28 protein-coding genes are annotated in these 24291 nt (G+C 63.4%); 24 read left to right on the plus strand and 4 right to left on the minus strand.

Features of this window, described 5'->3' with window-relative positions; all coding sequences use genetic code 11:
• Nucleotides 1–99 precede the first annotated feature (99 nt).
• The 3 genes from QTA58_RS13060 (at nucleotide 100) to QTA58_RS13070 (ending at nucleotide 3808) form a co-directional block, all read left to right on the plus strand.
• Complete coding sequence (locus QTA58_RS13060) at nucleotides 100–1008, plus strand: AraC family transcriptional regulator (protein ID WP_289669162.1); 909 nt, start codon at nucleotides 100–102, stop codon at nucleotides 1006–1008.
• A gap of 167 nt (nucleotides 1009–1175) precedes the next feature.
• Complete coding sequence (locus QTA58_RS13065) at nucleotides 1176–2819, plus strand: alpha-amylase family protein (protein ID WP_289669163.1); 1644 nt, start codon at nucleotides 1176–1178, stop codon at nucleotides 2817–2819.
• On the plus strand, nucleotides 2816–3808 hold the full coding sequence (locus QTA58_RS13070; protein ID WP_289669164.1) for a TIGR03885 family FMN-dependent LLM class oxidoreductase: 993 nt from the start codon (nucleotides 2816–2818) through the stop codon (nucleotides 3806–3808). Before QTA58_RS13065 ends, QTA58_RS13070 begins: the two co-directional genes overlap by 4 nt.
• 142 nt (nucleotides 3809–3950) lie before the next feature.
• Here the strand turns inward: QTA58_RS13070 and QTA58_RS13075 are convergent, their stop codons facing one another.
• Nucleotides 3951–4358, minus strand: coding sequence for a low affinity iron permease family protein (locus tag QTA58_RS13075; RefSeq protein WP_289669165.1), 408 nt, complete (start codon nucleotides 4356–4358; stop codon nucleotides 3951–3953).
• Between the two features lie 163 nt (nucleotides 4359–4521).
• Nucleotides 4522–5013 carry a nuclear transport factor 2 family protein gene (locus QTA58_RS13080; protein WP_289669166.1) on the minus strand — a complete coding sequence of 164 codons (492 nt, stop codon included), beginning with the start codon at nucleotides 5011–5013 and terminating at the stop codon, nucleotides 4522–4524.
• Here QTA58_RS13080 and QTA58_RS13085 point away from each other — a divergent pair.
• From QTA58_RS13085 to QTA58_RS13100, 4 genes are read left to right on the plus strand one after another with little or no spacing between them, the layout of a single operon-like run.
• Nucleotides 5001–5150: a hypothetical protein gene (locus tag QTA58_RS13085; RefSeq protein WP_289669167.1), complete on the plus strand. Its 150-nt coding sequence runs from the start codon at nucleotides 5001–5003 to the stop codon at nucleotides 5148–5150. The two genes, QTA58_RS13080 and QTA58_RS13085, sit on opposite strands and share 13 nt — an antisense overlap.
• 47 nt (nucleotides 5151–5197) lie before the next feature.
• Nucleotides 5198–5530: a four-helix bundle copper-binding protein gene (locus tag QTA58_RS13090; RefSeq protein ID WP_289669168.1), complete on the plus strand. Its 333-nt coding sequence runs from the start codon at nucleotides 5198–5200 to the stop codon at nucleotides 5528–5530.
• Between the two features lie 58 nt (nucleotides 5531–5588).
• Nucleotides 5589–5786 carry a hypothetical protein gene (locus QTA58_RS13095; RefSeq protein WP_289669169.1) on the plus strand — a complete coding sequence of 66 codons (198 nt, stop codon included), beginning with the start codon at nucleotides 5589–5591 and terminating at the stop codon, nucleotides 5784–5786.
• 41 nt (nucleotides 5787–5827) lie between these two features.
• Nucleotides 5828–5962 (plus strand): hypothetical protein, encoded by a 135-nt coding sequence (locus tag QTA58_RS13100; RefSeq protein ID WP_289669170.1) that lies wholly within the window; start codon nucleotides 5828–5830, stop codon nucleotides 5960–5962.
• Between the two features lie 79 nt (nucleotides 5963–6041).
• On the opposite strand, the gene QTA58_RS13105 is transcribed toward QTA58_RS13100, so the two are convergent.
• Nucleotides 6042–6197, minus strand: coding sequence for a hypothetical protein (locus QTA58_RS13105; protein WP_200814026.1), 156 nt, complete (start codon nucleotides 6195–6197; stop codon nucleotides 6042–6044).
• Nucleotides 6198–6318: 121 nt separating this feature from the next.
• Here QTA58_RS13105 and QTA58_RS13110 point away from each other — a divergent pair, with 121 nt between their 5' ends.
• From QTA58_RS13110 to QTA58_RS13190, 17 genes are all read left to right on the plus strand, one after another.
• Complete coding sequence (locus tag QTA58_RS13110) at nucleotides 6319–6606, plus strand: hypothetical protein (RefSeq protein WP_085420560.1); 288 nt, start codon at nucleotides 6319–6321, stop codon at nucleotides 6604–6606.
• Between the two features lie 115 nt (nucleotides 6607–6721).
• Nucleotides 6722–7249, plus strand: coding sequence for a DUF4142 domain-containing protein (locus tag QTA58_RS13115; protein ID WP_289669171.1), 528 nt, complete (start codon nucleotides 6722–6724; stop codon nucleotides 7247–7249).
• 164 nt (nucleotides 7250–7413) lie between these two features.
• Entirely contained in the window at nucleotides 7414–8583 is a 1170-nt protein-coding gene (locus tag QTA58_RS13120) for a zinc-dependent alcohol dehydrogenase (RefSeq protein WP_289669172.1), read from the plus strand.
• Nucleotides 8584–8594: 11 nt separating this feature from the next.
• Complete coding sequence (locus QTA58_RS13125; RefSeq protein ID WP_289669173.1) at nucleotides 8595–9395, plus strand: SDR family NAD(P)-dependent oxidoreductase; 801 nt, start codon at nucleotides 8595–8597, stop codon at nucleotides 9393–9395.
• Nucleotides 9396–9991: 596 nt separating this feature from the next.
• Nucleotides 9992–12766 carry an autotransporter outer membrane beta-barrel domain-containing protein gene (locus QTA58_RS13130; protein WP_289669174.1) on the plus strand — a complete coding sequence of 925 codons (2775 nt, stop codon included), beginning with the start codon at nucleotides 9992–9994 and terminating at the stop codon, nucleotides 12764–12766.
• Between the two features lie 37 nt (nucleotides 12767–12803).
• On the plus strand, nucleotides 12804–13106 hold the full coding sequence (locus QTA58_RS13135; protein ID WP_289669175.1) for a hypothetical protein: 303 nt from the start codon (nucleotides 12804–12806) through the stop codon (nucleotides 13104–13106).
• A 303-nt stretch (nucleotides 13107–13409) separates the two neighbouring features.
• Entirely contained in the window at nucleotides 13410–13733 is a 324-nt protein-coding gene (locus tag QTA58_RS13140; protein WP_234810937.1) for an SH3 domain-containing protein, read from the plus strand.
• Nucleotides 13734–13745: 12 nt separating this feature from the next.
• Nucleotides 13746–14015 (plus strand): hypothetical protein, encoded by a 270-nt coding sequence (locus QTA58_RS13145; RefSeq protein ID WP_289669176.1) that lies wholly within the window; start codon nucleotides 13746–13748, stop codon nucleotides 14013–14015.
• Entirely contained in the window at nucleotides 14012–14896 is an 885-nt protein-coding gene (locus QTA58_RS13150) for a DUF2865 domain-containing protein (RefSeq protein ID WP_289669177.1), read from the plus strand. The genes QTA58_RS13145 and QTA58_RS13150 overlap by 4 nt, the downstream gene beginning before the upstream one ends.
• A 627-nt stretch (nucleotides 14897–15523) precedes the next feature.
• A complete protein-coding gene (locus QTA58_RS13155; protein WP_289669178.1) occupies nucleotides 15524–16558 on the plus strand; it encodes an ABC transporter substrate-binding protein in 1035 nt (344 codons plus the stop codon).
• Between the two features lie 5 nt (nucleotides 16559–16563).
• On the plus strand, nucleotides 16564–17379 hold the full coding sequence (locus QTA58_RS13160; RefSeq protein WP_085420812.1) for an ABC transporter ATP-binding protein: 816 nt from the start codon (nucleotides 16564–16566) through the stop codon (nucleotides 17377–17379).
• Nucleotides 17376–18206: an ABC transporter permease gene (locus QTA58_RS13165; RefSeq protein ID WP_085420551.1), complete on the plus strand. Its 831-nt coding sequence runs from the start codon at nucleotides 17376–17378 to the stop codon at nucleotides 18204–18206. Before QTA58_RS13160 ends, QTA58_RS13165 begins: the two co-directional genes overlap by 4 nt.
• 26 nt (nucleotides 18207–18232) lie before the next feature.
• The gene (locus QTA58_RS13170; RefSeq protein ID WP_289669179.1) at nucleotides 18233–19591 is read left to right on the plus strand and encodes an FAD-dependent oxidoreductase; all 1359 of its coding nucleotides are present in this window, start codon (nucleotides 18233–18235) and stop codon (nucleotides 19589–19591) included.
• The gene (locus QTA58_RS13175) at nucleotides 19588–20760 is read left to right on the plus strand and encodes a CoA transferase (RefSeq protein WP_289669180.1); all 1173 of its coding nucleotides are present in this window, start codon (nucleotides 19588–19590) and stop codon (nucleotides 20758–20760) included. Before QTA58_RS13170 ends, QTA58_RS13175 begins: the two co-directional genes overlap by 4 nt.
• On the plus strand, nucleotides 20757–21533 hold the full coding sequence (locus QTA58_RS13180) for an enoyl-CoA hydratase-related protein (RefSeq protein ID WP_289669181.1): 777 nt from the start codon (nucleotides 20757–20759) through the stop codon (nucleotides 21531–21533). Before QTA58_RS13175 ends, QTA58_RS13180 begins: the two co-directional genes overlap by 4 nt.
• Nucleotides 21534–21566: 33 nt before the next feature.
• Nucleotides 21567–22490 carry a LysR family transcriptional regulator gene (locus tag QTA58_RS13185; protein ID WP_085420547.1) on the plus strand — a complete coding sequence of 308 codons (924 nt, stop codon included), beginning with the start codon at nucleotides 21567–21569 and terminating at the stop codon, nucleotides 22488–22490.
• Entirely contained in the window at nucleotides 22487–23890 is a 1404-nt protein-coding gene (locus QTA58_RS13190; RefSeq protein WP_289669182.1) for an amidohydrolase family protein, read from the plus strand. Before QTA58_RS13185 ends, QTA58_RS13190 begins: the two co-directional genes overlap by 4 nt.
• Here the strand turns inward: QTA58_RS13190 and fdxA are convergent.
• Nucleotides 23887–24231, minus strand: a complete 345-nt coding sequence (fdxA, locus tag QTA58_RS13195; RefSeq protein ID WP_289669183.1) for a ferredoxin — start codon at nucleotides 24229–24231, stop codon at nucleotides 23887–23889. The two genes, QTA58_RS13190 and fdxA, sit on opposite strands and share 4 nt — an antisense overlap.
• Between the last annotated feature and the right edge of the window lie 60 nt (nucleotides 24232–24291).

Consider the following 24291-nt stretch of genomic DNA (forward strand, 5'->3'; position numbering starts at 1 on the left):
ATTCCTCCCATTGATATCTCAGATCTGTTGAGGTCCAAGCTCCCGCGTTGATATTCTCACGTTGCCTGGGAGATCAAATCGACAAATTCGGGGAAAAGGATGGAGAAAATCGAAGGTAGCTTTCTGGCCGGGATTCCCATGGGCGCGCTGGCGCTGACGCTGACGCGCTCAACCATAAGGATGCAGCATTCCCACACCTGGAGCGTCGACAAATCGAACAGCGTGCATGATCTCATCATCTGCCTGACGGGCTCGGCGAATTACGAGGTCGAGGGCGAAACCGTAGAGATAAAGCCGGGGCGGGCTATGCTCCTGCCGGCCGGAGTGCGCTTCACCGGCTACTCGACCTCGAGGGAGCCCTATACGGGGATCGCACAGCATTTCACGCTGGACCTTTTCGGCCGGCTGGACATGATTTCCCAGATGCACCTGAAACGGTCCGTCACCCTTGCCCGCTGGGAGATGATGGAGCCGCTCACCCGTTACTACCACGACAATTCGCCGCCCTATTCGACGACGCTCCTGCAGCACCACCTCTTCATGTTCCTGCTGATCGAGTTCCTCGAACAGGCGCATATCGGCTGGCGGGAGCAGTCGGTCGGGAACGTCAACAATCCCGATGCGCTTTCGCTCTCCATCATGGTCGTGGCGAGCCAGATCGCCGCCGATCCGCTCAACGACTCCATCGTGGAGCGGGCCTTGAGTTCCGCGCCCTATAACTCCGACTATTTCAAGCGCGAGTTCCGCAAGCGCGTGGGCTGGACCCCCGACAAGTTCCAGGAGTTCAAGCGGATGGAACGGGCGATGGGCCTGATGGCCGGCGGCTGCAGCGTGAAACGGGCGGCGGAGCTCTCGGGCTATTCCGACGCCTATTATTTCTCGCGCATGTTCAAGCGCTATATCGGCATCAGCCCGCTCGGATACCGCCAGGCGGAAAAACGCAACCGGGAGGGCGCATTTCCGCGTGGAGAGGAGGACGGGCAGCTCCTCTATCCGCTGACCCGCTGACCGTGCGGGACCAAGCCACCCGGCGGCGGAGCCGCGGCCGGTGACGAACGGCGTCAGGTGACAGCCGGTACGGCAAAAGCCTGAACCGATCGGATGCCCTGACGGAACTTGCCCATCCTCTGCCCGTTTATGTGCCTGCGGGCAGAAATGGCAGGAGATCCGTGGGAGTGCAGAATCCGAGCAGCAACTGGTATGAAGAAGCGGTCATCTACAGCATCGATGTCGAGAAGTTCGCCGACGGAAACGGCGACGGCATCGGGGATTTCATCGGGCTGACGGAGAAGCTGACCTATCTTTCGGAGCTCGGCATCACCTGCATCTGGCTCCTGCCGTTCTATCGCAGCCCGGACCGCGACAACGGCTATGACGTCAGCGATTTCTATTCCGTCAATCCCAAGGTCGGGACGCTCGACGACTTCCTGACATTCCTGCACAGCGCCGGAGAGCATGGCATCCGCGTGGTGATCGATCTGGTCGTCAATCACACATCGGACCAGCATCCCTGGTTCCAGGCCGCGCGGCGGGACGACAAGACGCGCTATCGCGATTACTATGTCTGGAGCGCCGATCCCCCGCCTGTCGCTGCCGGCGCCAAATCGATCTTTCCGGGCGAAGTGAACAGTCTCTGGACCTATGACGAGATCGCCCGCGCCTATTACTTCCATCACTTCTATGATTTTCAGCCGGAGCTGAACGCCGCAAATCCCCAGGTCCGGGAGGAAATCCTGCGGATCGTGGACTATTGGATCGCCTTCGGCGTCAGCGGGTTCCGGCTGGACGCGGCCCCGCTCATCATCGCGGACAAGGGGCTCGAACATGCCAATCCTCGCGATCCGCACGGCATCCTCAGGCAGATCGGCGCCTATCTGCAGGGCCGCCGCCCGGGCGGGGTGCTTCTCGGAGAAGTCAATCTTCCGCCCGAGGCGTCCGACGCCTTCTTCGGCGAAGGCGACCAGCTCCAGCTTCTGCTCAACTTCATGCTGGCCTGCTACATCTTCGCCGGCTTCGCCAGAGAGGACGCATCCGCAATCAACCAGGGACTGAGCCTTCTTCCCGAACCGCCGCCGGGCTGCGGCTGGGTCAATTTCCTGCGCAATCTCGACGAGCTCGATTTTTCCCGGGTGCCGCCGGATCTGAAGCAGGCGGCGTTCGATGCCTTCGCTCCGAAGGAGGAAATGCAGGTCTTCGGGCGCGGCATCCGGCGCCGCGTCGCACCCATGCTGAACGGGGACCGGCGGCGGATCGAGCTTGCCTTCAGCATCGTTTTCTCGCTCAGGGGGCCGCCGCTTATCGTCTACGGCGATGAAATCGGCATCGGCGAGGACCTCTCCCAGCCCGGACGCAATTCCGTCCGGGTGCCGATGCAATGGTCGGCCGAGAAGAACGGCGGGTTTTCGGCGGCGAATGCCGGAAAGCTGTGCCAACCGGTCGTGGCGGAAGGCCCTTTCTCCTACAGGAAGGTGAATGTCGCCGACCAGCAGAAGGACCCCGACTCTCTGTTGAACAAGATCAAGCGGTTCGTCAGCCTTCGCCGAAGCCAGCCGATTTTCACCAAAGGGCGGCCGGTCAGGCTGAGCGCGGGCGATCCCGCGGTCCTCGTGCATGGCTTCGAAGACGCCGGCGACCTGCTCTTGCTCGTCCATAATCTGGCGGGCCGGCGGATCGAGACGGAAATCCATTTCGGCGGCATGCAGCCCAAGCGCTTTCGCGATCTGATGAACGACGCCGAATTCGAGGTCACGGAAAACCCGCGCTTGAAACTCGAACCCTATTCCTACCGGTGGCTGATTTCCGAAGGGAATGGCTCATGACGCTCGTCGGCTATCACGCTTCCCACGAACAGTTTTCGCCGCGCGAGCTCCTCGGCTGCGTGCAGGCTGCGGAGGCGGCAGGTTTCGAGGCGGTGATGTCTTCCGATCACCTGACACCGTGGAGCGAGCGGCAGGGCCAGTCGGGTTTCGCCTGGGCCTGGCTCGGGGCGGCGCTGCAGGCGACGCAAGCCATTCCGTTCGGCATCATCACGGTGCCCCTCGGCTGGCGCTACCATCCGGTCGTCACGGCGCAGGCGGCCGCGACGGTTGCCGAGATGTTTCCGGGACGGTTCCCCTGGATGGCGGTCGGCAGCGGCCAGGCGATGAACGAGCACATCACCGGCGAACGCTGGCCTTCGAAGCGGGAGCGGAACGAACGGCTGCAGGCGGCGGTCGGGATCGTCCGCGATCTGTGGTCCGGCAAACTGGTGAGCCGCGAGGGGCCGATCAGGGTGGACGAGGCGCGCATCCACACTCTGCCCGAGGCGCTGCCCCGCCTCGTTGCCGGCGCCCTGTCGCCCGGGACGGCGGAATGGGCGGCGGGCTGGGCCGATGCGCTGATCACCATCAACCAGCCGCGGGAGAGCCTGCAGGAGATCGTCGGCGCCTTCCGGCGCGGCGGCGGAAAAGGCAAGCCGCTCTATCTGCAGGTGCATCTGTCCTACGCCCGTTCCGACGACGAGGCCCGCGCGAATGCCTTCGACCAGTGGCGGAGCAACGCCACCACGGCCGCGGTCTCCGAAACGCTCCGTCTGCCGGAGGAGTTCGATCAGGCTTGCGTCAAGGTGCGGCCGGAAGACATGGACCGGCATGTGCGCATTTCGGCCGATCCGCATCGGCACATCGAATGGCTGCAAGCCGATGCCGCGATGGGTTTCGAGCAGATCTACGTCCACAACGTCGGGCGCAACCAGCGGGAGTTCATCGATGTCTTCGGGCGGGAGGTTTTGCCCCGGCTGAAGAACGACGGGCGCGGAAACCCGAAATAACCGTCTTCGGGAACTCTTCTTTCCCCTTGCAGTTCGAAAGGCCGGCTCGATCCGCGAGCGGAGGAGAGGGACATGCGCCGCCGTGCGAATTCCGCCGCAGGCCATGGTGATGAAGGGGCAAAAGCCGTAGCGGCTCGCCGCCTCAGCGGCGGGAAAGCAGGCGGCCGACGGCATCCTGCGACGGGGGCTTTTGGTTTCCCGGCCCGGTGTCCTTTTCGAGGCGGGCGCGAATCTTCTCGATCTCGCCGTCGGTGAGATGCTCTATGCCGATGAAGTCCGCCCGGGCCTGCTCGACCGCGCGCAAGAGTTCGTCCAGCTTGGCCTCCATGGCCGCGGAATCCCTGTTCTGCGAGTTCTGCACCAGGAAGATCATCAGGAAGGTGACGATCGTCGTCCCGGTGTTGATGACGAGCTGCCAGACCTCGGAAAAGCCGAAGAGCGGGCCGGTCATGGCCCATACGAGGACGGCGCCGAGTGCCGCGACGAAGGCGACCGGCGAACCGGCGAAAGAGGCGATGTTTCCTGCGAAGCGGGTAAAGAACTTGTTCATGACGCACCGTGTGCACGAGGTTTGGGTACCCATGCACATGCGAAAATGCTTTCGCCGGTTCAATGTTCCCGCGCTGTCCCGGGAGGTCGCGGCATGCTCGTACCGGCTTCGATGAGAGTCATCTCAAGAAACCGGAGACATCATTTCCGCACGGGTCGCCGGCTTATTGCCGCACCGACGGCTCGAGCAGCCGGTAGTGGATGGACTGGAAGACGATCTTGCCGTTCTCGATGACAAAAGTATCCGCGCCGTCGATAGCTTGGAAATGCGGGGAGGTTCCTCGCCAGATAAGCAGCGCGAACTGCCCACGGGTCTGCCTGGAAAGAAACTCGAACGTCGCTTCCGGCATCTGGTCGTTCAATCGGAGGGAGGATTTCCGGATTGCGTCGTGTCCCGCTTCGTTGGAGTTGCACGTGAGCAAGATGACGTCCGGCGCGTAGTTGCGGCGCAGGTCCTCCTCAATATCACCGTCGAGCCGAAGCCTCAGGTGATCCTCGAATACGTCTTCGGTAGAACGCATCATCTTCACCATCTGTCGCCAGGCAACCAACCGGGAGGAACGACGATAGTTCCAGAACTTGCCGCCGATTGCAGGAACATCTTCGACCGCCGCAGGTTTGACGGCCGATACAGGAGGACCAGATGGCAGATCCAAAAGACAAGGATCCGGCGGAAGGCTCGCGCCGGACCATCGAAAACGAGCTGAAGCGCAAAGGATCGACCGACAAGGGATCCGACCGCCCGGATGACGGATCGAAACAGAAGGGACCGGCCCAGCCGCGTTCGACCTGAGAGGCCCGCCGCCGACGTCACCAAGCCCGGCTCATGGAGGATTTCACATGATGCATATCGATCCGAAGATGAAGGAATGTATCGACAACTGCCTGAGTTGCTATTCCGTCTGCCTCTCGACGGCGATGAATCATTGTCTTGAAACGGGCGGCAGGCATACGGAGCCTGCCCACTTCCGGCTGATGATGGCTTGTGCCGAAATCTGCCGGACGGCGGCGCATTTCATGTTGATCGGCACGCCACATCACAAGCACACCTGCGGCGAATGCGCCGAGATCTGCGAAGAGTGCGCAGCCGACTGCGAGCAGGTGGGCGACATGGACGAGTGTGTCGAGGCCTGCCGCAAGTGCGCGGAAAGCTGCCGCCGTATGGCGGCATGAGAGCCGATGATAGCCAGAAAGGCCTTGCCACGGCTACGCTCTACTTCAGGAGACAAAGATGACGGAGGCACAGAAACTGGCAGAGGAATATCTGCGGCTCGGTGGTCGGCGAAAGTCCAAGATCGACGACAACATCGTCAATACCCGCCTGTGGGAGGACGAGCCTCCGGAGGCGGATAGATTCTGGAGCGAACGGATCGAGCCGCTTGATGAGGAGCGCCGGAGGGAGGTCGCGATTTTCCTTCCGAGCATTTGAAGCACCCGTTCATGGTTGCGGACACGAATTCGGAGTGCAGCATGAGCAAGCGCAATATCTACATTCTGGGCATCGTCGTGATCGTGGCGCTCCTTGCCGTATTCGGCTCCAGACCATTCCGGGCGTCCGTAAACGACGAGGCCGGAACGGCTTCCCCGCACGCCATCGACCAATGACGGAGGGAAACCTCATGCAGGGAAAATCATGGGTCGGCCGTTCCCGGCTTCAGCAGCTCTTCCTGTCAGTTCTTGTCGCCTAGCCTGCGACCGCCGACGGATCGCCCGGCGTAAGGAAGAAAAACCAGATTGCCGCCACGATGAGCGCGATCGCAAAGATGGTCGCGACGAACTTCATCATGTTGAAGCTCGCTTTCCGCTCGGTACTTTCCTGCCGTTTGTCTTCGTCGTTCATGCCAGACCAACTTTCGTGCCAGACCAACTTTCATGGAAGCGCGAAGTTCCAAAAGCCGACGCTGATCGGGCAAGGAACTATTGCCGCGACAGAAGGTTGGGCCGTCAATGGAGGCTCAATCATGCTCAATCGGAATTTTGCAGCCGCTGTTTTCCTTGCGGTTCTTGCCGGGCCGGCCCTCGGGCAGCAGGGAGGCACGTTCACGCCCGATACGTCCCCGACGCCGGGAGCGGATGCGGGCGGCCCGGTCGGCACTCAGGCAATTCCCCGGCCGGACAACGCCGTCACCAACAGCGTCAAGAAGCACGGTCAGGATTGCGAGAAGATGACGGGCACCGTTTCGGGCGAGCGGCCGGCGACCGCAGGCGCAAACGAGCCGCAGCCGCAGGAGAAATGCGAGCGGCATTGACGCGGCGTCGAGGTCGCCGCCGGCTTCTCGGCATGGGCATCCGGCCAGATTTTCATGGGCCGCCTGGAACTATGCGGGAGATGCCTTGTTCGTGCTGGGGCGAAAGGAGAATCTTATGAAAAAGATCGCTTTAACGGCTGCCATGGTCCTGGCGGCAACCTCGGTGTTTGCCCAGTCGGCAGCGGAAAAATCGGGCGTCAACTCGCTTGCGGGCATCCCTCCCAAGACGGAGGACTTCGTGACGGAAGCTGCCAGCAGCGACATGTTCGAGATCGAATCCAGCAAGCTCGCCGCCGAGCGCGCCGACGACGCGACCAAGGCATTCGCGCAGCAGATGATCCAGGATCATCAGAAGACGACGACGGAACTCAAGCAGCTCGTCGATGGCGGGAAGGTGAAGGCGGCCGTGCCGACTGCCATGATCCCGGACCATAAGGAGATGCTCGACAAGCTGAAGGGCCTGCAGGGAGAGGAATTCACGGAGCAATACCGCTCGGATCAGGTCGATGCCCATGAGGATGCGGTCGATCTCTTCAAGCGCTACGGCGAGGAAGGCGACAACACCGACCTCAAGAGCTGGGCCGCAAAGACCGCTCCGGCCCTGGAGCATCATCTCCAGATGGCCAGAGACCTGGATAAATAGCCTCGGTTTCGGAACGAAGTTCCGGGCGATGGCCACGGCAGCCGTGGCCATCGCCGTCGCACCAAGGACGGGTTCTGCACGGGTTCGCGTCCAGATCGCGTCCGATGCCGGGCCTGTAACACCCGATGGCCCCATCCCGGGGCGCTCGATCAGAGGACCTCCCGATGAAAGCACTTACCTGGCACGGCAAGCACGATATCCGCTGCGAAAGCGTCCCCGATCCCGAAATCCAGGACGGCAGGGACGCCATCATCAGGGTGACCGCCTGCGCCATCTGCGGTTCCGACCTGCATCTCTACGACGGCGTGATGCCCGACATGCACAGCGGCGACATCATGGGCCATGAGACCATGGGAGAGGTCGTCGAAGTCGGCAAGGACAATGCGAAGCTGAAAGTGGGCGACCGGGTGGTGGTGCCGTTCACCATTTCCTGCGGCGAATGCTTCTTCTGCCAGCGCGGCTTCTATTCGGGTTGCGAGCGTTCCAATCCCGACCGCAGCAAGGTCACGAAGCTCTGGGGCAATTCGCCCGCCGGCCTGTTCGGCTATTCGCATCTGCTCGGCGGCTACAGCGGCGGCCAGGCGGAGTATCTTCGCATTCCCTATGCGGATGTGGGGCCGGTCAAGGTTCCGGAGGGGCTGTCGGACGAACAGGTGCTCTTTCTCTCCGACATCTTTCCGACCGGCTATATGGCCGCCGATTTCTGCAATATCCAGCCGGGAGACACGATCGCCGTCTGGGGCTGCGGTCCGGTCGGCCAGATGGCGATCCGCTCCGCCTTCCTGCTCGGGGCCGAGCGGGTGCTTGCGGTCGATACGGTGCCGGAACGGCTGGCGCTTGCCGCCTCGGCGGGTGCATTGCCCTTGGATTTCATGGAAGAGGACATCTACGACCGGATCATGGAACTGACCGATGGCCGCGGCGCGGACGCCTGCATCGATGCGGTCGGCACGGAAGCGGAAGCGTCGGCAAGCTGGGATTCGCGCTGGGACCGGATCAAGGTCGCCACTTTCATGGGCACCGACCGGCCGCATGTCCTGCGGCAGGCGATCCATTGCTGCCGCAATTTCGGCACCGTCTCCATCGTCGGCGTCTATGGCGGCTTTCTCGACAAGATTCCGATGGGTTCGGCCATCAACCGCGGTTTGACGTTCCGGATGGCCCAGACGCCGGTGCAGCATTACCTGCCGGTCCTCATGGGCCGTATCGAGCGGGGAGAGATCGACCCGTCCTTCGTCATCACGCATCGCGCGACGCTGGACGAGGGTCCCGAACTCTACAAGACCTTCCGCGACAAGCAGGACGGCTGCATCAAGGTCGTCATGAAACCGTAAAGGAGAAGACCATGAACTCCGCCGAAACAAGCAAGGGTCTTGCGGTCGTCACCGGGGCCTCGACCGGCATCGGTTACGAACTGGCGAAATGCGCCGCGCAGAACGGTTACGACCTTGCGATCGCCGCCGACGAGCCGCAGGTTCAGGAAGCGGCCATGAAACTCAGGGAGTTCGGAGTAGAGGTCGAAGCCATGCAGGCGGATCTCTCGACCCAGGACGGTGTGCGCCGTTTCGTGGCCGGTATTTCCGCGCTCGGCCGGCCGGTCGATCTTCTGATGGCCAATGCGGGCCGGGGCCTCGGCAAAGGCTTTCTCGACGAAGACATCCATGATGTGCAACGGGTTATCGATACCAATATCAGCGGCACGCTCGCGCTGGTTCATGACGTCGGCAACCGCATGCGGGCGAGCGGCCGCGGCCGTATCCTTTTCACCGGCTCGATCGCGGGCTTCATGCCCGGTACGTTTCAGGCGGTCTACAACGGCACGAAAGCCTTCATCAATTCCTTCTCCCTGGCGCTCCGCGAGGAACTGAAGGATACCGGCGTGACGGTCACCTGCCTGATGCCCGGCGCGACGGACACCGAATTCTTCGAACGCGCCGACCTGACGGACACAAAACTCGGCCAAGCGAAGAAGGACGATCCCGCCTTCGTGGCGAAGATCGGCTATGACGCGATGATGGACGGCGAGGGCGATGTCGTTTCGGGCTGGAAGAACAAGCTGATGTCGGCTGCCGCCAACGTCACGCCGGCCGGCATGCTCGCCAAGCAGCATCGCAAGATGGCGGAGCCGGGCTCGGCCAAGAATTGACGGCGACGCTGCGCGAGGAAGACGTCAGGCGCAGGCCGGGATTATCCTCGAAGCGGGCACCGCGGCATCCGCAAAATGCGCGAACAGGACGCCGCCCGGGCACTGATTCGCCTCGAAGAATCTCTCTGAAACGCTTCGGTGAAGGTCGAATTGGAGGGGAAAACTAAATTTTCGATCACATTTTTGTGTTCGCGGGGGCAGGAGAAGCCGGTCGTCGCCGTTACATCTTGGTGAATATTTGTCAATTTTTTGCTCATTCAACCGTAAGATGCTCATCCCATTGTATTTTTAGGTGATAATTTAGACATAAGTAATGTTTTGTCCGCCGCCGCTGGCAGGCAAGTCTACTCGCTTTCTGTGAGATTCCTGCGCAATAAAACCTTCAAAAACCGCAAAAACTTTCCCGAGTTAACCTCGCATATACTGACTTGATGAACGCGGCCTTCAACTTTCTAGTTAGCGCCCTAACTTCCGCCATGTCCGCGAGAATGCGGCGGGCTCGGCTCAGGGTTGCGCTTCGGTTGCTGCTGTGGCGTACTCGATGGGTCGGGGGATTTGCTCGGGGTAGGCATTTCACATCTATCGACGGGGGGACGATGAACAATCGTACTGATTTGAAGGTGTTAAGGCGGTTCCTGCTCTCCGGAACCGGTGTGATTTCAGGCGCAGTCCTCTTCTCAGCCGATCCCGCCCAGGCATGTTCCTTCGCAGCCCCTGTCGGAAACGACAATTATGTTTGCGACAGCGGTACCTCGATCGGAGGCCTGACGGATACGGGGGGTAACAACACGCTCCTTCTGCCGCCGTCGGGTACGGGCACGATCGCAGGAAACGTCGTGTTCGGCGCCGGAGCCGATACGATCGAAATTCACTCCGGCACGATCAGCGGTACGGTCAATCAGGGCGACGGCGCCGACACCTTCATCATCTCCGGCGGAAGCGTGACCGGCAATGTCCAGCAGGGCAGCGGCGCGGACGACTTCCAGATGAGCGGCGGCGAGATATTTTCGCTGAGCCAGGGCGACAATCTCGATACCTTCCGCATGACCGGCGGCCGCATCATCGATTCCTTCGAAGACGGCGATTACGCCGAGATGACCGGCGGCCGCATCGGCCGGGTCAACATGAAGCTCGACGACAACACGTTCGACATGTCGGGCGGCATCATCGACAAGAACCTGGTGACCGGCTTCGGCAACGACACGATCATTCTTTCCGGCGGTACGATCGGCGGCAATATCAGCGTCAGCGGCGGCACGGACAGCGTGACGGTCACCGGCGGCACGATCGGCGGCGAGGTGCGGCTGAGTGTCGGCTCGGATACTTTCACCTGGAACGGCGGCGGCATCATCTACGGCCTGGTCGATCTCGGCGGGGACAACGACACCGCATCCCTCAGTAACCTGACCAATTCCAATATCGGGGCAACGCCGCAGATCACCGGCGGGCTCGGAACGGATGCCATCACCTTCGACAACGTGAAGACCGGTGACGTCGCCCGTTTCGACAGCTGGGAAACGATCGATCTCACTAACGACACCCAGCTCATCTTCGACGAGACCCTGACGCTCGGCGACAGCGGGACCGGCACGGGATCGCTTACGGTCGATGCGGCCAGCACCATTTACGGCGGGGGCGCCAACGGCGGCATCGCCGCCTTCACGGCCGGCCAGCTGGTGGAGGTCGTCAACGCGGGACGCCTGGACCTGACCAATGGCGGCGACGGCGCGACCGACACGTTCACCATCGGCGGAAACTACACCGGCAATGGCGGGCAGATATTCCTCAACACCGTGCTCGGCGACGATTCCTCCGCATCCGACAGGCTGATCGTCGGGGGCGATGCGTCCGGCACCACGGGTCTCAACATCGTCAACGCCGGCGGCGCCGGCGACGTCACCACCCAGGACGGCATCATGGTGGTGGACGTCGGCGGCACGAGCGCGGACGGGGCCTTCGCCCTCAACGGACGTGTCGCAGCCGGCGCCTACGAATACTATCTGTTCAAGGGCGGCGTTTCCGCGAACACGGAAGATAACTGGTATCTCCGCTCGACGCTCGTCACGCCGCCGGCGGCACCGCCGCCCGAGCCGGCTGCGGCGCCCGATCCGGTATCCCCGCCGGCCGAGGAGCCTCAACCGGAAGAGCCGGAAGTGGCCCCGCCGCCGCCGGCATCGGAGCTTCCCGCCGTCGATCCTCCGACGGAAGGCGATCCCGTGACGGAACCGGTGGATCCCACGCCTCCGGTCGCTCCGAGCGATCCGGAGCCGGAAGCTCCGCCCGCACCTCCTCCAGCCGAACCGGCGGAACCTCCTCCTCCGCCGCCGGCACCGCCCACGGCACCGGCGCCTGTGCCGGTGCCGGGCGGGACTGCGATACCGCCGACGCCCGGAGCGACGCCTGTCATCGCCGAGGTCGTGCCGCTCTATCGCATGGAGGTTCCCACATACTCCGTCGTGCCGCCGGCAGCCCATCATCTGGCGCTCTCGACGCTCGGCACGTTCCACGAGCGGCGCGGCGAGCAAATCCTGCTCCAGGACGGCGGCTGGCTGCCCACCTCCTGGGGACGCGCCTTCGGCCAGGATGCCGAGATGGGATGGGACGGTACCGTCTCGCCGAGCTTCGACGGCAACCTCTTCGGCTTCCAGGCGGGCCAGGACCTGTTCGGTTACGAAAGCGGCGGTCATTTCGACCGGTTCGGCCTTTTCTTCGGCTATGCCAAGATGGACGGCGACGTGAAGGGACAGGCGCTCGGCTGGAACGATCTTGCCGTGGGCGACATCAACATCAGCGGCACGAGCTTCGGCGGCTATTGGAGCCATATCGGGCCGCAGGGCTGGTATGTGGACGCCATCCTGATGGGGACCTGGTTCGACGGCAGCGCTTCGTCAAATGCCGGCCAATCGATCGGCATCGACGGAACCAGTCTGACCGCCTCGCTGGAAGGCGGCTATCCGATCGCTCTCGACGATCAATGGAGCCTCGAACCTCAGGGACAGATCGTCTGGCAGCGCCTCTCGCTGGACGATTCCTCCGATCGTTTCTCTTCGGTCTCGTTCGACTCCGACAATGCCGTTACCGGCAGGCTCGGGTTGCGGCTGCAGGGCAAATACCAGACGGACGCGGGGCTCATCCAGCCCTATCTCAAGGCCAATCTCTGGCACAACTTCTCGTCCGACCAGACGATCCGTTTCGATGGCGATCCGATCACCACCGAGATCGGCGGAACATCGCTCGAAATCGGGGGCGGCGTCATCGCCAATCTGACGGAGAAGGTCAGCCTGTTCGCGACGGTGGATTACACGACCAACCTTGGAGGTGAGAAAACCCGCATTTGGGAAGGGAATATAGGCATCAGCATCAAGTGGTAGTCCGCTGGCGGTCAGCGGACCGGTGGAAGTGGAGGAAATGATGGAAGCCATTCTCGCACAAATAATCGGTGGTGCTGTCGGCGGAGCTGCCGGCGGCAAGGTTCTGAAGGACTCCGATCTCGGAAATATCGGCAATCTGATTGCCGGCGCGGCCGGAGGGGTCGGCGGAGGCCAGTTGCTGGGAGCCCTGCTGGGCGGAGCAACCGGCGACGCCACGGCCGCCACGGCCGGGTTCGACATAGCGGCTCTCGCGGGCCAGTTCGTGGGCGGCGGCGTCGCAGGCGCCATCGTCCAGATCGTCGTCGGGCTCATCAAGAACAGACTGGTGGCACGGTCTTAACCCGCCCGGAACAGGCGTAAAATCGGCAAAGGAGCTCGAACCGATCCGGCAGTCCAACTTTCTTCCGTAACCGACAAGGGCGTCGCACAGCCCTCCTGAGAGCTTATCGAGGCGGCGGGACATCCCGCCGATCTCCGAGAGATTATTGGTAATTTGCAGCATTTATAGCGTCAACGCAAAGCGTAGCGGATCGAGGAAACGATGCGAACCAAAGTCATTACGGCGGCTCTTGCCCTTTTCATGGGGATATCGCTCCCCTCATTGGCCGAAGCAGCGAATGCCTATGCCACCGGCTCGGTGAACATGAGAACCGGCCCGGGGACGGAGTATGCGCGGATAGGCACCATCCCGGCGGGGGCGACGGTCACAATCCGGGGATGCCTTACCGGCTACAGCTGGTGCGATGTCAGTTTCGCAGGCCGGCGGGGCTGGGCGTCCAGCAACTACCTGCAGGCGCTGTACCAGAACCGGCGCCGGCCGATCATCCATGTCGGCCCGATCATAGGCCTGCCCATCATATCCCGGCCGCGCCCGCCCCATTGGGGCCATCGTCCGAGGCCTCCCCATTGGGGCCATCGTCCCAGACCTCCCCATCACGGGCGTCCGCCGAGACCTCAACCGCGTTGAGTGGAAACGCCCATGAACTCCAAGGGGTACCTGGCAAGTGCGGCAAAGGCTCTTTCCTTGTCGGACAAGGAGATCGCCCACAAGCTGGGGCTATCCGTGGCGGCTTTGAGGTCCCTGGACGGGCCGGTGCCGCCTTCCTATCTGCGCCTGGCCCTGGCAGCCCTCGTGGCAGGGCTTGATCCCGATTCCGTTCTGAAGCCTGCTCCTGCGGCCGCCTATCTCCATAAGGGAAGGAAGGCCGTCGGTCAGGAGCGGCCGAGCGACGTGGATCGCCGACGATGATCCGCTTCTGGTTTGCAGCGCTTATCGTCCCGCTTACGCTGCTTGTCGATCAGACGGCATCACGTGCGGAAAGCTGCGCCCCTTCAGGAGGTCAGAGCCGCTCGGCAAAAAGCGTCAACGATCCGCAGATCGCCCAGCTCGCCAGACAATTGGCGGCGATCCGGTCGATGGAGCGCAAGCGCGAATGCACGGAGGAGGTGTCGAAGGGCGGCGGCCTGTTCAACGCCTGCCGCGACCTCGCCAGTCAGCGGAAAAAGGTCCAGTTCCAGATCGAAGAGGCGCGAAGATCCGCGGGCGGCAGAGACCTTGGCGGCAGGAAAACCGCTTCCGCAGCCTGCCGCGCCCCAGCCAGAAGCAAAAGCGCGGAGCCAAAGCAACCGGCGCCGAAGAAATCCGGCTACGGCAATGCCATGCTTTATTGCGTCCGGCTTTCGGACGGCTATCTGTTTCCTGCGCCCAACTCGCAATTCGTGGGTACCGCTGCGGCGGAGGTCACCCTCAGGCAGTGCCAGTACATCTGCGAGGATCAGGGTATCGAGGTCTATGTTCGGCAGGACCCGACGCTCGAGACGGAGGAGATGGTTTCGGTCCGTGACGGCACGAGCTACAGGGATCTCCGGACAGCCTTCCGGTATCGCGACGACGGAAACTTCCGGCGGTGCGACTGGGAGCGTTATGTGGACCGGATCCAGGAAGTTCAGCTCGCACGGATGATGTCGGAAAACCTTCCGCAGGGCGTAGTGCCGATCCCCGTGGGGCGGCCGGAGACGGAGCAGGACCAGATATCGGACGAGGCGACGGCGAGCATCAGCGGAGAGGACAAGCCTTTGACCGACAGACCGGTCAGGATCGTCGGCCCTCCTTTCCTGCCGGAACCGTAGGGCATGGCGCTGCCCCGTGTCTGACGAGAGCAGCCATGCCGCCGGATCCCGGCAGCCTGAAGGCGGGGACGAAACCGGCGGTGGTGAAAGAAATCCTGCTTCCGTTTCAACGGGAGGAGCGGAAAAATATCCCCGCGTCGTCCACGCCCGGTCTGCAGGGCCTATCCTGACCGCGTCATCGGGCAGGGAGCCGGGTCGCGAACCGGTCACCCATCTGGGGAGCAATCCGGCGTCCGATGATGGTCGTTGAGGCAGGGGACGCGCCGTCAGGGCGCCAACCGCCGGAAGGAAGGGTTTCTTGGCGCGGAACCCATGTCTTGCGGAAAAGCCGAGGCGGCCGGGCAGGCGGACAAGCCTGACACCCATACAACCCGATACCTACTGCCTGCCCATCCCGATGGACCAGGCCGTGGCGGAGACCCCTCCGCCGCGGACATTCGTGCTGCGGCCGGATGGGTCAGGACGTCTCGCTGTCGGCAATGGCGTTGCCTTATCGGCAACGAGAGATACGAAATATTGTTCTTTATTAGAACGCCACATTGCGCCATCCTCCCCTCAATCCGGCGATCGAGACCGGGCGCAGCCAAGCCGGCACATCCGGTGTCGGAGCAGAACAAGGGGAACAAGATGTCCAATTTGATGATGAATCGCCGGCGTTTCATGACCCGGACGGCTGCGCTCGGCGGCCTCGCCGCAGCCTCCAGTTTCGTCGGCATCAGGGCGGGCCTCGCCAAGGACGTGGCCAAGGTCAGGATGCAGCTCGGCTGGCTCGCCTCGAACGGCGTGCTGGGCGAGGTGACGGCGGTGAAGAAAGGCTTCTTCGAGGAGGAGGGTATCGAATTCGAGATCGTGCCCGGCGGACCGAGCGTCGACGGCGTGGCGGGCGTCGCGTCCGGCCAGTCCGCCATCGGCCAGATCTCGTCGAGCCCTTCGGTCATGCTGGCGCGGTCGGCGGGCATGCCCGTCAAGGCGTTCCTGTCCGGATACCAGAAGCATCCGTTCACCTATTTCTCGCTGAAGGACAAACCGATCCGCGAGCCGAAGGACATGATCGGCAAGACGATCGCCACCCAGCCGACCGCCTTCATCCTGCTGCGCGCCCTGCTTGCCAGGAACGGTATCGCCGAGGACCAGGTGAAGATGGTCAACATGGGCTCGGACATGAACCAGCTCCTCACCGGCCAGGCCGATGCGGTCACCGGCTGGCTCACCAACGTCAATGCGCTCGACGTGCTCGGCGACAACCGCATCGACATGATGCTGTGGGACAGCGGCCTGCAGCTCTATGCCAACGTCTATTACACGACCGACCAGCAGATCGGCGAACATGCCGATGTCCTTCAACGCTTCACGCGCGCAGCCGCCAAGGGCTGGGGCTATGTCCGCGACAACCAGCAGGAGGCCGTGGAATATCTCTGCGGCGCCTATCCGAACCTCGACAAGCCGAGCGAACTGAGGGCGGTCGGCCCTTGCGTCGACTTCTCCTTCGGCGACACCACCAAGGCTGCCGGCTGGGGTACGATGTCGCGCGAGAACTGGGCTGCCCAGATCAAGGCCTATGCCGATCTCGGACAGTTCAAGGGCACCGTTCCGACGGTGGACGACGTCGCGGATTTCACGATCCTCGAAGCCACGTCCGACGTCCGCAAACAGGTGGGGTGACCGTCATGCAGGGAGCGGTGAAGTTGAAGCCGAATGTCCCGGTGCCCGAACCGGCCGCTCCGGCGGTGTCGGTCCGGAACCTGCACGTCCGGTTCGGCGACAGGAGCAACGAATTCACGGCGCTTTCCGATATTTCCGTGGATATTCCGGAAGGCGCCTTCGTGACCATGCTGGGGCCGTCGGGCTGCGGGAAATCGACCCTTCTCAGGTGCATCGCCGACCTCGTCCATATCAGCGAGGGCTCGATCTCCGTCTTCGGGCGCAGCCCGCGGGAGGCGCGCGAGGGGCGGGATTTCGCCTTCGTCTTCCAGGATGCGACGCTGCTTCCCTGGCGGACCGTCCTCGACAATATCTGTCTGCCGCTGGAAGTCGGCAGGCGGTCGGAGACCGGCGACCATGCCGATCCGCATGCCCTTCTTGAAATGGTGGGGCTGAAGGGGCGGGAGAAGGCGCTGCCGCACGAGCTTTCGGGAGGGATGCGCCAGCGCGTGGCGATCGCCCGCGCGCTCATCACCCGGCCGCGCATCCTGCTGATGGACGAGCCTTTCGGAGCGCTCGACGAGATCACCCGCGACCGGCTGAACGAGGAACTGCTGCGCGTCTGGCAGGAGACGGGGACGACGATCCTGTTCGTCACCCATTCCATCCCGGAGGCGGCCTTCCTCGGCCAGAAGGTGCTGATGCTCCAGGCCCATCCCGGCCGCGTCAAGGAGTTCACCAAGGTCGATCTTCCCTTTCCCCGCTCGCTTTCGGTGCGCGACACGGTGGAATTCATCGGCGTCACCGCGCATTTGCGCGCCCGCCTGGAGGAGTGCCTATGAGCCACGTCGTTTCTTCCAGGAAGGCCGAGGCTCTGCCGGACCGCAAGATCGCACTCCTCGATGCGACGGCCGGCGTCTTCGCGAGGCACATGCCGGCGATCCTTGCCGCGATCGGCCTGGTGGTCCTGTGGCAGTTCGTGGTCTGGTTCTTCGCGATCCCGACCTTCATGGCGCCGAGCCCGGTCGACGTCTTCTTCGCCTTCCGCGACAATGCCGGAATGCTCTGGGCCAACCTTCTGCCGACGGTGCTCGAAACGATCCTCGGTTTCGTCTTCGGCAATCTCGTCGCCATCCTTCTGGCGATCTGGTTCGTGCACAGTTCGACCGCGGAAAAGGCCTTCTATCCGATCGCCGTGTTCATCAAGGCGATCCCGATCATCGCGCTCGCGCCGATCCTGGTCCTGATCTTCGGGAACGGACTTGCGCCGAAGATCATCATCGCCGGCCTGATCTGCTTCTTCCCGACGCTGGTCAACATGGTGCAGGGCCTGAAATCCGCGAGCCCGGCCATGCTCGATCTGATGCGGGTTCTTTCGGCCAGCAATACCGAGATCCTCTGGAAGGTCCGGCTGCCGAGCTCCATGCCGTTTCTCTTCGCGGCGTTGAAGATCGCCGCGACCAGCAGCGTCATGGGCGCCATCGTCGCCGAATGGATCGGTTCGAGCTTCGGTCTCGGCGCCCTCATCATCGAGGCCACCTACAATTTCCGCTCGCCGCTGCTCTACGCAACGGTCGTGGTCGCCGCCGCACTTGCCGTCGTCCTCTTCTTCATCGTCTCGGTGATCGAAGCGAAGATGGTCCGGTGGAAGCCGGCCGGCACGCACTGAGCCCGAGCTCTCTGGGAGTTTTGAACATGCAGCAGACAATCATTCAGGCGGCGCGCGACGCCGTGGTGGTCGACCGATCCGATGTGGTCGTGGTCGGCGGCGGGCCGGCCGGAATATCGGCGGCGGTTTCGGCGGCCCGCAACGGCGCCAAGGTGACCCTTCTGGAACGCTATCCCTATGTGGGCGGGCTTGCCGCCGGCGGCATGGTGCTGGTGCTCGACGACATGATCAACGGCCTGGAGATCACCGTGCAGGGCATCTGCATGGAGATGATCGAGCGGATGAAGAAATGGGATCTCTGCGTCACGCCGACCGGACGCGACCGCGAGCTCGACATCCGGGAGACGCCGGAGGCCTGGCGGCGATGGGCGCGCTGGGGCCTGTTCGATTTCCACACGCAATCCATGCCGCACCCGATCTGCTTCTCGGCCGCCTTCGATCCGGACGGTTTCAAGCGGGCTTCCTACGACATGCTTTCCGAAGCGGGCGTGAAGCTCAGGACGCACAGCTGGTTTTCCTCCGCCATCATGGATGGCAAGACCATCAAGGGCGTCGTCTGCCAGACGAAACCGGGACTGGAGGCGATCCTCGGCGATGTCGTGATCGATACGACCGGCGATCTCGACGTGGCGGCCTCGGCCGGCGCCTCGCATGTGGAATCGAACTTCATCCTGACGACCGTCTCCCGCTGGGGCGGGGTCGACACGGACGCTGCCGAGCGCTTCGAATTCGAGGAGCCGGAAGCCTTCAAGAAACTCGATCACGAGGCGAAGCGCCTGATCGGCGGCTGCTGGTCCTTCTGGTGGCTGAAGACGCCGCTGCCGGGCGTGGTGTGGCTCAACTGCCCGCACATGCCGAACCTCTCCGGCCTCAGGACCGAGGATCTGACGAAGGCGGAGTTCGAAGGCCGCGCCCGCATCGGCAGGCTGCTCGATTTCGCCCGGGAAAGGATGCCGGGTTTTGAAAAGGCCTATGTGGTGGATTTCGCGCCGCAGACCGGCGTGCGCCAGACCCGTCTCCTGGAAGGCGAATACGTCGTGACCAAGGACGACGTGATGAACCGCATCCACTTTGCCGACACCGTCTGCCGCGGCCGCGATTATTACACGCCCTACCGGTCGATGCTACCGCGGGAGGTGGACCAGCTCATCGTCGCCGGCCGGCACTATTCGGCGACGCCGCAGGCGCAGAAATCGAGCCGCGAGATCCCGCCCTGCATGGCCATGGGCGAGGCAGCGGGCGTTGCCGCCGTCGTCGCGCTCAATGCGGGAACGACGGTCAGGAACGCCGATATCGCCAAGGTCCGGAAACAGATGCGGGCACAGGGCGCCGATCCCGGCGACATCCCCTCCGAAAATGCAACATTCCTTGAGGCTGCAGAATGACTTCTCTCCCACTCGACGGCATCCGCGTGATCGATTTCACGCAGGTCATGCTCGGCCCCTGCTGCACCCAGACGCTCGCCGACTACGGCGCGGAGGTCATCAAGATCGAAAAGAGCCGGATCGGCGATCTTTCGCGGTGGTCGCTCGGCTCCGATCCGGACGGGCTCAACAACCCCGTCTTCTGCTCGCTGAACCGCAACAAGAAGAGCCTGGCGCTCGACCTCAAGCTCAAGGAAGCGCGTGAGGCCGTGCTGACGCTGATCGAAGGCGCCGACGTGGTCGTCAACAATTTCCGCCCCGGCGTCATGGAGCGGATGGGCTTCGGCTACGAGGACCTGAAGAAGATCAACAAGCGGCTGATCTATGCGGTGGGCACCGGTTTCGGCCTCACCGGCCCCTACCAGCACAAGGGCGGCCAGGACATCCTCGCCCAGGCGCTTTCGGGCGTCATGCGCCGCAAGTCGGACGATACCCATCCGACCTCGATCTACGCGACGCCGCTTGCCGACTATTCCGCCGGCATGCATCTCGTGCAGGGCATCCTGCTGGCACTGCTGCACCGGGAAAAGACAGGCGAAGGCCAGCAGGTGGCCGTCAGTCTCTACAACTCCATGCTGGCGATGCAGATGCAGGAAGGTGCCGCGCACATGATGCGCGGGAAGGACCTGAACTGGGGCGCCTTCCCGCTCACCGGCGTGTTCGACACCACGGACGGCGCGATCGTCATGGTCGGCGCCTTCAAGCAGAACCCGCTTCAGGACATCTGCAACGCGCTGGAGATCGAGGACCTCTCCCAGCAGCCGCGCTACAAGGATTTCGATGCCCAGATGGCGCACCGGCCGGAGCTGCAGGCGATCTTCCGCGAGAATTTCGCCAAGAACAGCACCGCGCATTGGCTGAAGCGGCTGGAAGAGGTGGATATCCTCTGCGCACCGGTCCGCAACCTCGCGGAGGCGCTGGAAGACGAGCAGACGATCATCAACAAGATGATCCTGGAGGCCGGCGAGACGGCGGCAGGACCGATCCGGCTGATCGGGTCGCCGATCGACATGTCGTCGGCGCCGGTTTCGGTCCGCATCCCGCCGCCCCGGCTCGGCCAGCACAATGACGAGATCCTCACTTCGCTGGAAGCCCGATCGCTGGAAGCGACGCGCGGAGATGCGGCATGACCGTCGGGTTTTCCGTCGAGAACCGGGTGGCGCGCGTCACGCTCGACCGTCCGGAGCGGATGAATGCCGTGGACGCCGAGACCGAGCGGGAGCTCGAAGCCATCTGGCTGGAGATCGAGGCCCGCGACGACATCAGTTGCGTGGTGCTGACCGGTGCGGGCCAGAAGGCCTTCTGCACCGGCGCCGATCTCAAGGGCAGCGGTACGAAGACGGGGCTGGAATATTGGGCGGAAAGCCGCGCCAACGGTTTCGGGGGCCTCGCCTTCCGCAAGTCGCTCGACGTGCCGGTGATCGCCCGCGTCAATGGCTACGCGCTCGGCGGCGGTTTCGAGATGGTACTCGGCTGCGATATCGTGATTGCGGCGGATACGGCGAGGTTCGGCCTGCCGGAGGCCCGCGTCGGCCGCATGCCGCTCGACGGCGGCATGGTGCTGCTGCAGCGGAAAATCGCCCATAACCAGGCGATGGCGGTGATGCTGACCGGCCGGCAGTTCACCGCGGCCGAGATGCAGGGCTTCGGCATCGTCAACGAGACGGTGCCCTATGACGAACTCGACGCGGCCGTGGACCGGTGGGTGGGCGAGATCGTCGCCTGCGCTCCCCTTTCCCTGAAGGCTATCAAACAGACGGTGAACCGCACCGGTCATTTGAGCCCCGCCGAAGCGCAGGGGTTGCGCACGCCGGCGCTGATCCGGGCGTTGCAGAGCGAGGATGCGGTCGAGGGCGTGACGGCGTTCCGCGAGAAGCGGGCACCCGTTTGGCGAGGTCGCTGAGCATGATATGAGTTTCAGGATCGGGGGATGTTCATGCACGCCAGTATCCTGAAATATTTCATAGAAGTCGCTCGCTCCGGTTCGATCCGGAAGGCGTCCGAGGAACTGCACGTGGCGACCTCCGCCGTCAGCCGGCAGATCCGCAAGCTGGAGGACGAGCTCGGCATGCCGCTGTTCGAGCGCTTTTCCGACGGCCTGCGGCTGACTGCCGCCGGCAAGGTGGTGCTGAAACATGCCAAGGAGACCATGCAGCACTACGAGATCATGAAGTCCGATCTCGGCGACCTTCTGGGCAAGCGGACGGGGCGCGTCCATATCGCCTGTCTCGACAGTCTTGCGGTGCAGTTCCTGCCGGAATTCGTCGCGGGTTTCCACCAGAAGAACCCGGCGGTCGACTTCCGCATCCGGGCGGACAATTTCAACAACATCTTTCATTTCGTCGCCGACGGGGATTGCGACATCGGCATCACCTTCGATCTGGCGCGGCCGCACGACATCAAGCTCGTCTACGGCGTGCGCATGCCGCTGATGGTGATAGTCGCGCGCCATCATCCGCTCGCCCGGCAGAAGAGCGCCACCTTGCAGGAATGCGCGCAGTTCAAGCTGCTGCTGCAGCTCGACAACGAGGTGATGAGTTCGATGATCGCCGTCGAACTCGCCTCGCTGGACCGTGTGGGACGCACCTTCGTCGCCACAAACAACCAGATGATGTTGAAACCGCTGATCCTTTCGGGGGAAGGGGTGGCCTTCTTCACGCCGCTCGGCCTGCTGAAGGAGCTGAAGGCAGGCGACGTGGTGGCGCTGCCGATCGCCGGCTCCCGCCTGCAGAACATGGAAGTCGGCATCGTGGCGCCGCGCCAGAGGCAGCTCACCCATGCCACCGAGGCGGTGATCGAGGCCATGAGCGCCGATCTCGGCAAATTCGCCGAACAGATCGCGGAGGTGATAAAACGTTGACGGCAAAGGGGGACATACGCTTCCTGCCCCGGCCGGGACACGAAAAGGCGTTCCGCAGCGAGGCGGCGCTCGCAGCCCTGCCTGCGGCTGCGGCGGACATTCCACTTGCTTCCGGCGATCTGATCCTGCCCATGCCGGTCAACGCCCATGATCATGGCTACGGCATCCGGACGCTCGATTTCGGCAGCGTCGACGATGCGCTGGAGGCCTGGATACCGACGATGCGGCTGAGGCCCCGCACCGATCCCTATCTGGAGACGCTGGTCGCCTTTGCGCGGCTGGCGAAAACGGGGATCGGCGCGACGATCCACTGCCACAATTCGCTGAACGCGGCGCGGCTGGTGGACGAGGCTCTGCAGGTGATCCGCACAGCGGGCGAGGTCGGCATTCGCGTCGGTCTTTCCTGTCCGCTGCTTGATCACGATGCCTGGGCCTATGGCGGCGGCCCGGAAAGGCTGAGGCCGTTCCTCGGTCCCGCGGACTGGGAGGCGCTGTCGCCGACCGCTCCCCGTTATGCTCCCTTCCGGGAGCAGATGGCGGCGGTGGATGCCGTTGCCGCGGCTAACGCCAATCCGTTGGTGGACGTTCAATATGGTCCGGTCGGGCCGCAATGGTGTTCCGATGCGTTGCTCGAGGCGATCGCCGAGGCATCCGCAGCCAAAGGCCGGCGGATACACATGCATCTTCTGGAAAGCCCGCGGCAGCGGCTGTGGCTCGACCGCCGCTTTCCGCGAGGGATAGTCCGGCATTTGGACGAGATCGGTTTCCTCTCGCCGCGGCTTGCCGTGGCGCATGGCGTGCAGCTCCGGCCGGAGGAGTACGAATTGCTGGCGGAGCGCGGCGTCCAGCTCGTCTCAAACCCTTCCGCCAACCTGCGCCTGCGCTCCGGCGTCGCGCCCCTGGCGGACGCCGCCCGGAGCGGCCTTCGCTTCGGCATCGGCCTCGACGGCAGCGCCTTCGACGACGACCAGGACCTCTGGCGGGAAATGCGCCTTCTCTATTTCCTCCATGGCGGGCGCGGGCTGACGAGGGATTTCACCGCCGCGGCGATCTTCGATGCCGCGATCCAGACCGGTTCGGTCGTGGTCAATGCGCCGCTGGATCAGGATTTCGCGGTGGTGGATTACGCCGGGCTGATCGAGGACAGCCTTTTCGATGATCTCGACGAGGCGGAGGTGTTGCTGACCCGCATGTCGGCAGCCCGCGCCAGAGGGTTGTATGTCGCCGGCCGTCCTGTCATGCGGGACGGCAAGCTCCTGACGGTCGATTTCGATGCGGCGCGCAGGGATCTCGTGGCACAGGCGAAAGCCGACCTGCCGCGGCTGACGGCGGAACGGGAGCGTTGCGGCAAGCTCATCGCCGCCACCCGCGCCTATTACTCGGGCTGGGCGAAAAGCTAATGTGAGGGTGCTGCCGCCCTGACGGGAACTGCGGCGACGGACGGATGGTCGACGGCGCGCGTGCGGCTCTTGTCCCAGCCGCCGGGAGAGCCGAGGCCGGTGACCGCCGGCCCGAAATAATCCCGGTTCACCGGAATGAAGGCCGTCTGGGCCTCCGTGGCCTCTTCGTCATAGGCGATCGCATCGACGGGACAGATGGAAAGACAGAGGCCGCAATTGATGCATTCGTCCGGGTGGATGTAGAACATCCGCCCGCCCTCGTAGATGCAATCGACGGGACAGGCCTGGGTGCAGGCGCCGTCCTTCACGTCGATGCAGGGTTCGGTAATGATATAGGCCATGGGGTCTCGATACCGCAGGGAATTTCCTGCGCAATATCGCAAGCTCGGGCGTTGCCGAAA

It is taken from the genome of Neorhizobium sp. CSC1952, assembly GCF_030378245.1.
In the GTDB taxonomy this organism is placed as follows: domain Bacteria; phylum Pseudomonadota; class Alphaproteobacteria; order Rhizobiales; family Rhizobiaceae; genus Neorhizobium; species Neorhizobium oryzae_A.

Bases quoted from the DNA above. Each gene is read 5' to 3' on its own strand.
- QTA58_RS13155 (WP_289669178.1), top strand. From the start codon at position 15,524: ATGTCCAATTTGATGATGAATCGCCGGCGTTTCATGACCCGGACGGCT.
- QTA58_RS13120 (WP_289669172.1), top strand. From the start codon at position 7,414: ATGAAAGCACTTACCTGGCACGGCAAGCACGATATCCGCTGCGAAAGC.
- QTA58_RS13170 (WP_289669179.1), top strand. From the start codon at position 18,233: ATGCAGCAGACAATCATTCAGGCGGCGCGCGACGCCGTGGTGGTCGAC.
- QTA58_RS13075 (WP_289669165.1), bottom strand. From the start codon at position 4,358: ATGAACAAGTTCTTTACCCGCTTCGCAGGAAACATCGCCTCTTTCGCC.
- QTA58_RS13110 (WP_085420560.1), top strand. From the start codon at position 6,319: ATGCTCAATCGGAATTTTGCAGCCGCTGTTTTCCTTGCGGTTCTTGCC.
- QTA58_RS13105 (WP_200814026.1), bottom strand. From the start codon at position 6,197: ATGAACGACGAAGACAAACGGCAGGAAAGTACCGAGCGGAAAGCGAGC.
- QTA58_RS13115 (WP_289669171.1), top strand. From the start codon at position 6,722: ATGAAAAAGATCGCTTTAACGGCTGCCATGGTCCTGGCGGCAACCTCG.
- QTA58_RS13150 (WP_289669177.1), top strand. From the start codon at position 14,012: ATGATCCGCTTCTGGTTTGCAGCGCTTATCGTCCCGCTTACGCTGCTT.
- QTA58_RS13160 (WP_085420812.1), top strand. From the start codon at position 16,564: ATGCAGGGAGCGGTGAAGTTGAAGCCGAATGTCCCGGTGCCCGAACCG.
- QTA58_RS13185 (WP_085420547.1), top strand. From the start codon at position 21,567: ATGCACGCCAGTATCCTGAAATATTTCATAGAAGTCGCTCGCTCCGGT.
- QTA58_RS13165 (WP_085420551.1), top strand. From the start codon at position 17,376: ATGAGCCACGTCGTTTCTTCCAGGAAGGCCGAGGCTCTGCCGGACCGC.
- QTA58_RS13060 (WP_289669162.1), top strand. From the start codon at position 100: ATGGAGAAAATCGAAGGTAGCTTTCTGGCCGGGATTCCCATGGGCGCG.
- fdxA (WP_289669183.1), bottom strand. From the start codon at position 24,231: ATGGCCTATATCATTACCGAACCCTGCATCGACGTGAAGGACGGCGCC.
- QTA58_RS13085 (WP_289669167.1), top strand. From the start codon at position 5,001: ATGGCAGATCCAAAAGACAAGGATCCGGCGGAAGGCTCGCGCCGGACC.
- QTA58_RS13140 (WP_234810937.1), top strand. From the start codon at position 13,410: ATGAGAACCGGCCCGGGGACGGAGTATGCGCGGATAGGCACCATCCCG.
- QTA58_RS13180 (WP_289669181.1), top strand. From the start codon at position 20,757: ATGACCGTCGGGTTTTCCGTCGAGAACCGGGTGGCGCGCGTCACGCTC.
- QTA58_RS13135 (WP_289669175.1), top strand. From the start codon at position 12,804: ATGATGGAAGCCATTCTCGCACAAATAATCGGTGGTGCTGTCGGCGGA.
- QTA58_RS13070 (WP_289669164.1), top strand. From the start codon at position 2,816: ATGACGCTCGTCGGCTATCACGCTTCCCACGAACAGTTTTCGCCGCGC.
- QTA58_RS13100 (WP_289669170.1), top strand. From the start codon at position 5,828: ATGAGCAAGCGCAATATCTACATTCTGGGCATCGTCGTGATCGTGGCG.
- QTA58_RS13175 (WP_289669180.1), top strand. From the start codon at position 19,588: ATGACTTCTCTCCCACTCGACGGCATCCGCGTGATCGATTTCACGCAG.
- QTA58_RS13090 (WP_289669168.1), top strand. From the start codon at position 5,198: ATGATGCATATCGATCCGAAGATGAAGGAATGTATCGACAACTGCCTG.
- QTA58_RS13125 (WP_289669173.1), top strand. From the start codon at position 8,595: ATGAACTCCGCCGAAACAAGCAAGGGTCTTGCGGTCGTCACCGGGGCC.
- QTA58_RS13145 (WP_289669176.1), top strand. From the start codon at position 13,746: ATGAACTCCAAGGGGTACCTGGCAAGTGCGGCAAAGGCTCTTTCCTTG.
- QTA58_RS13095 (WP_289669169.1), top strand. From the start codon at position 5,589: ATGACGGAGGCACAGAAACTGGCAGAGGAATATCTGCGGCTCGGTGGT.
- QTA58_RS13130 (WP_289669174.1), top strand. From the start codon at position 9,992: ATGAACAATCGTACTGATTTGAAGGTGTTAAGGCGGTTCCTGCTCTCC.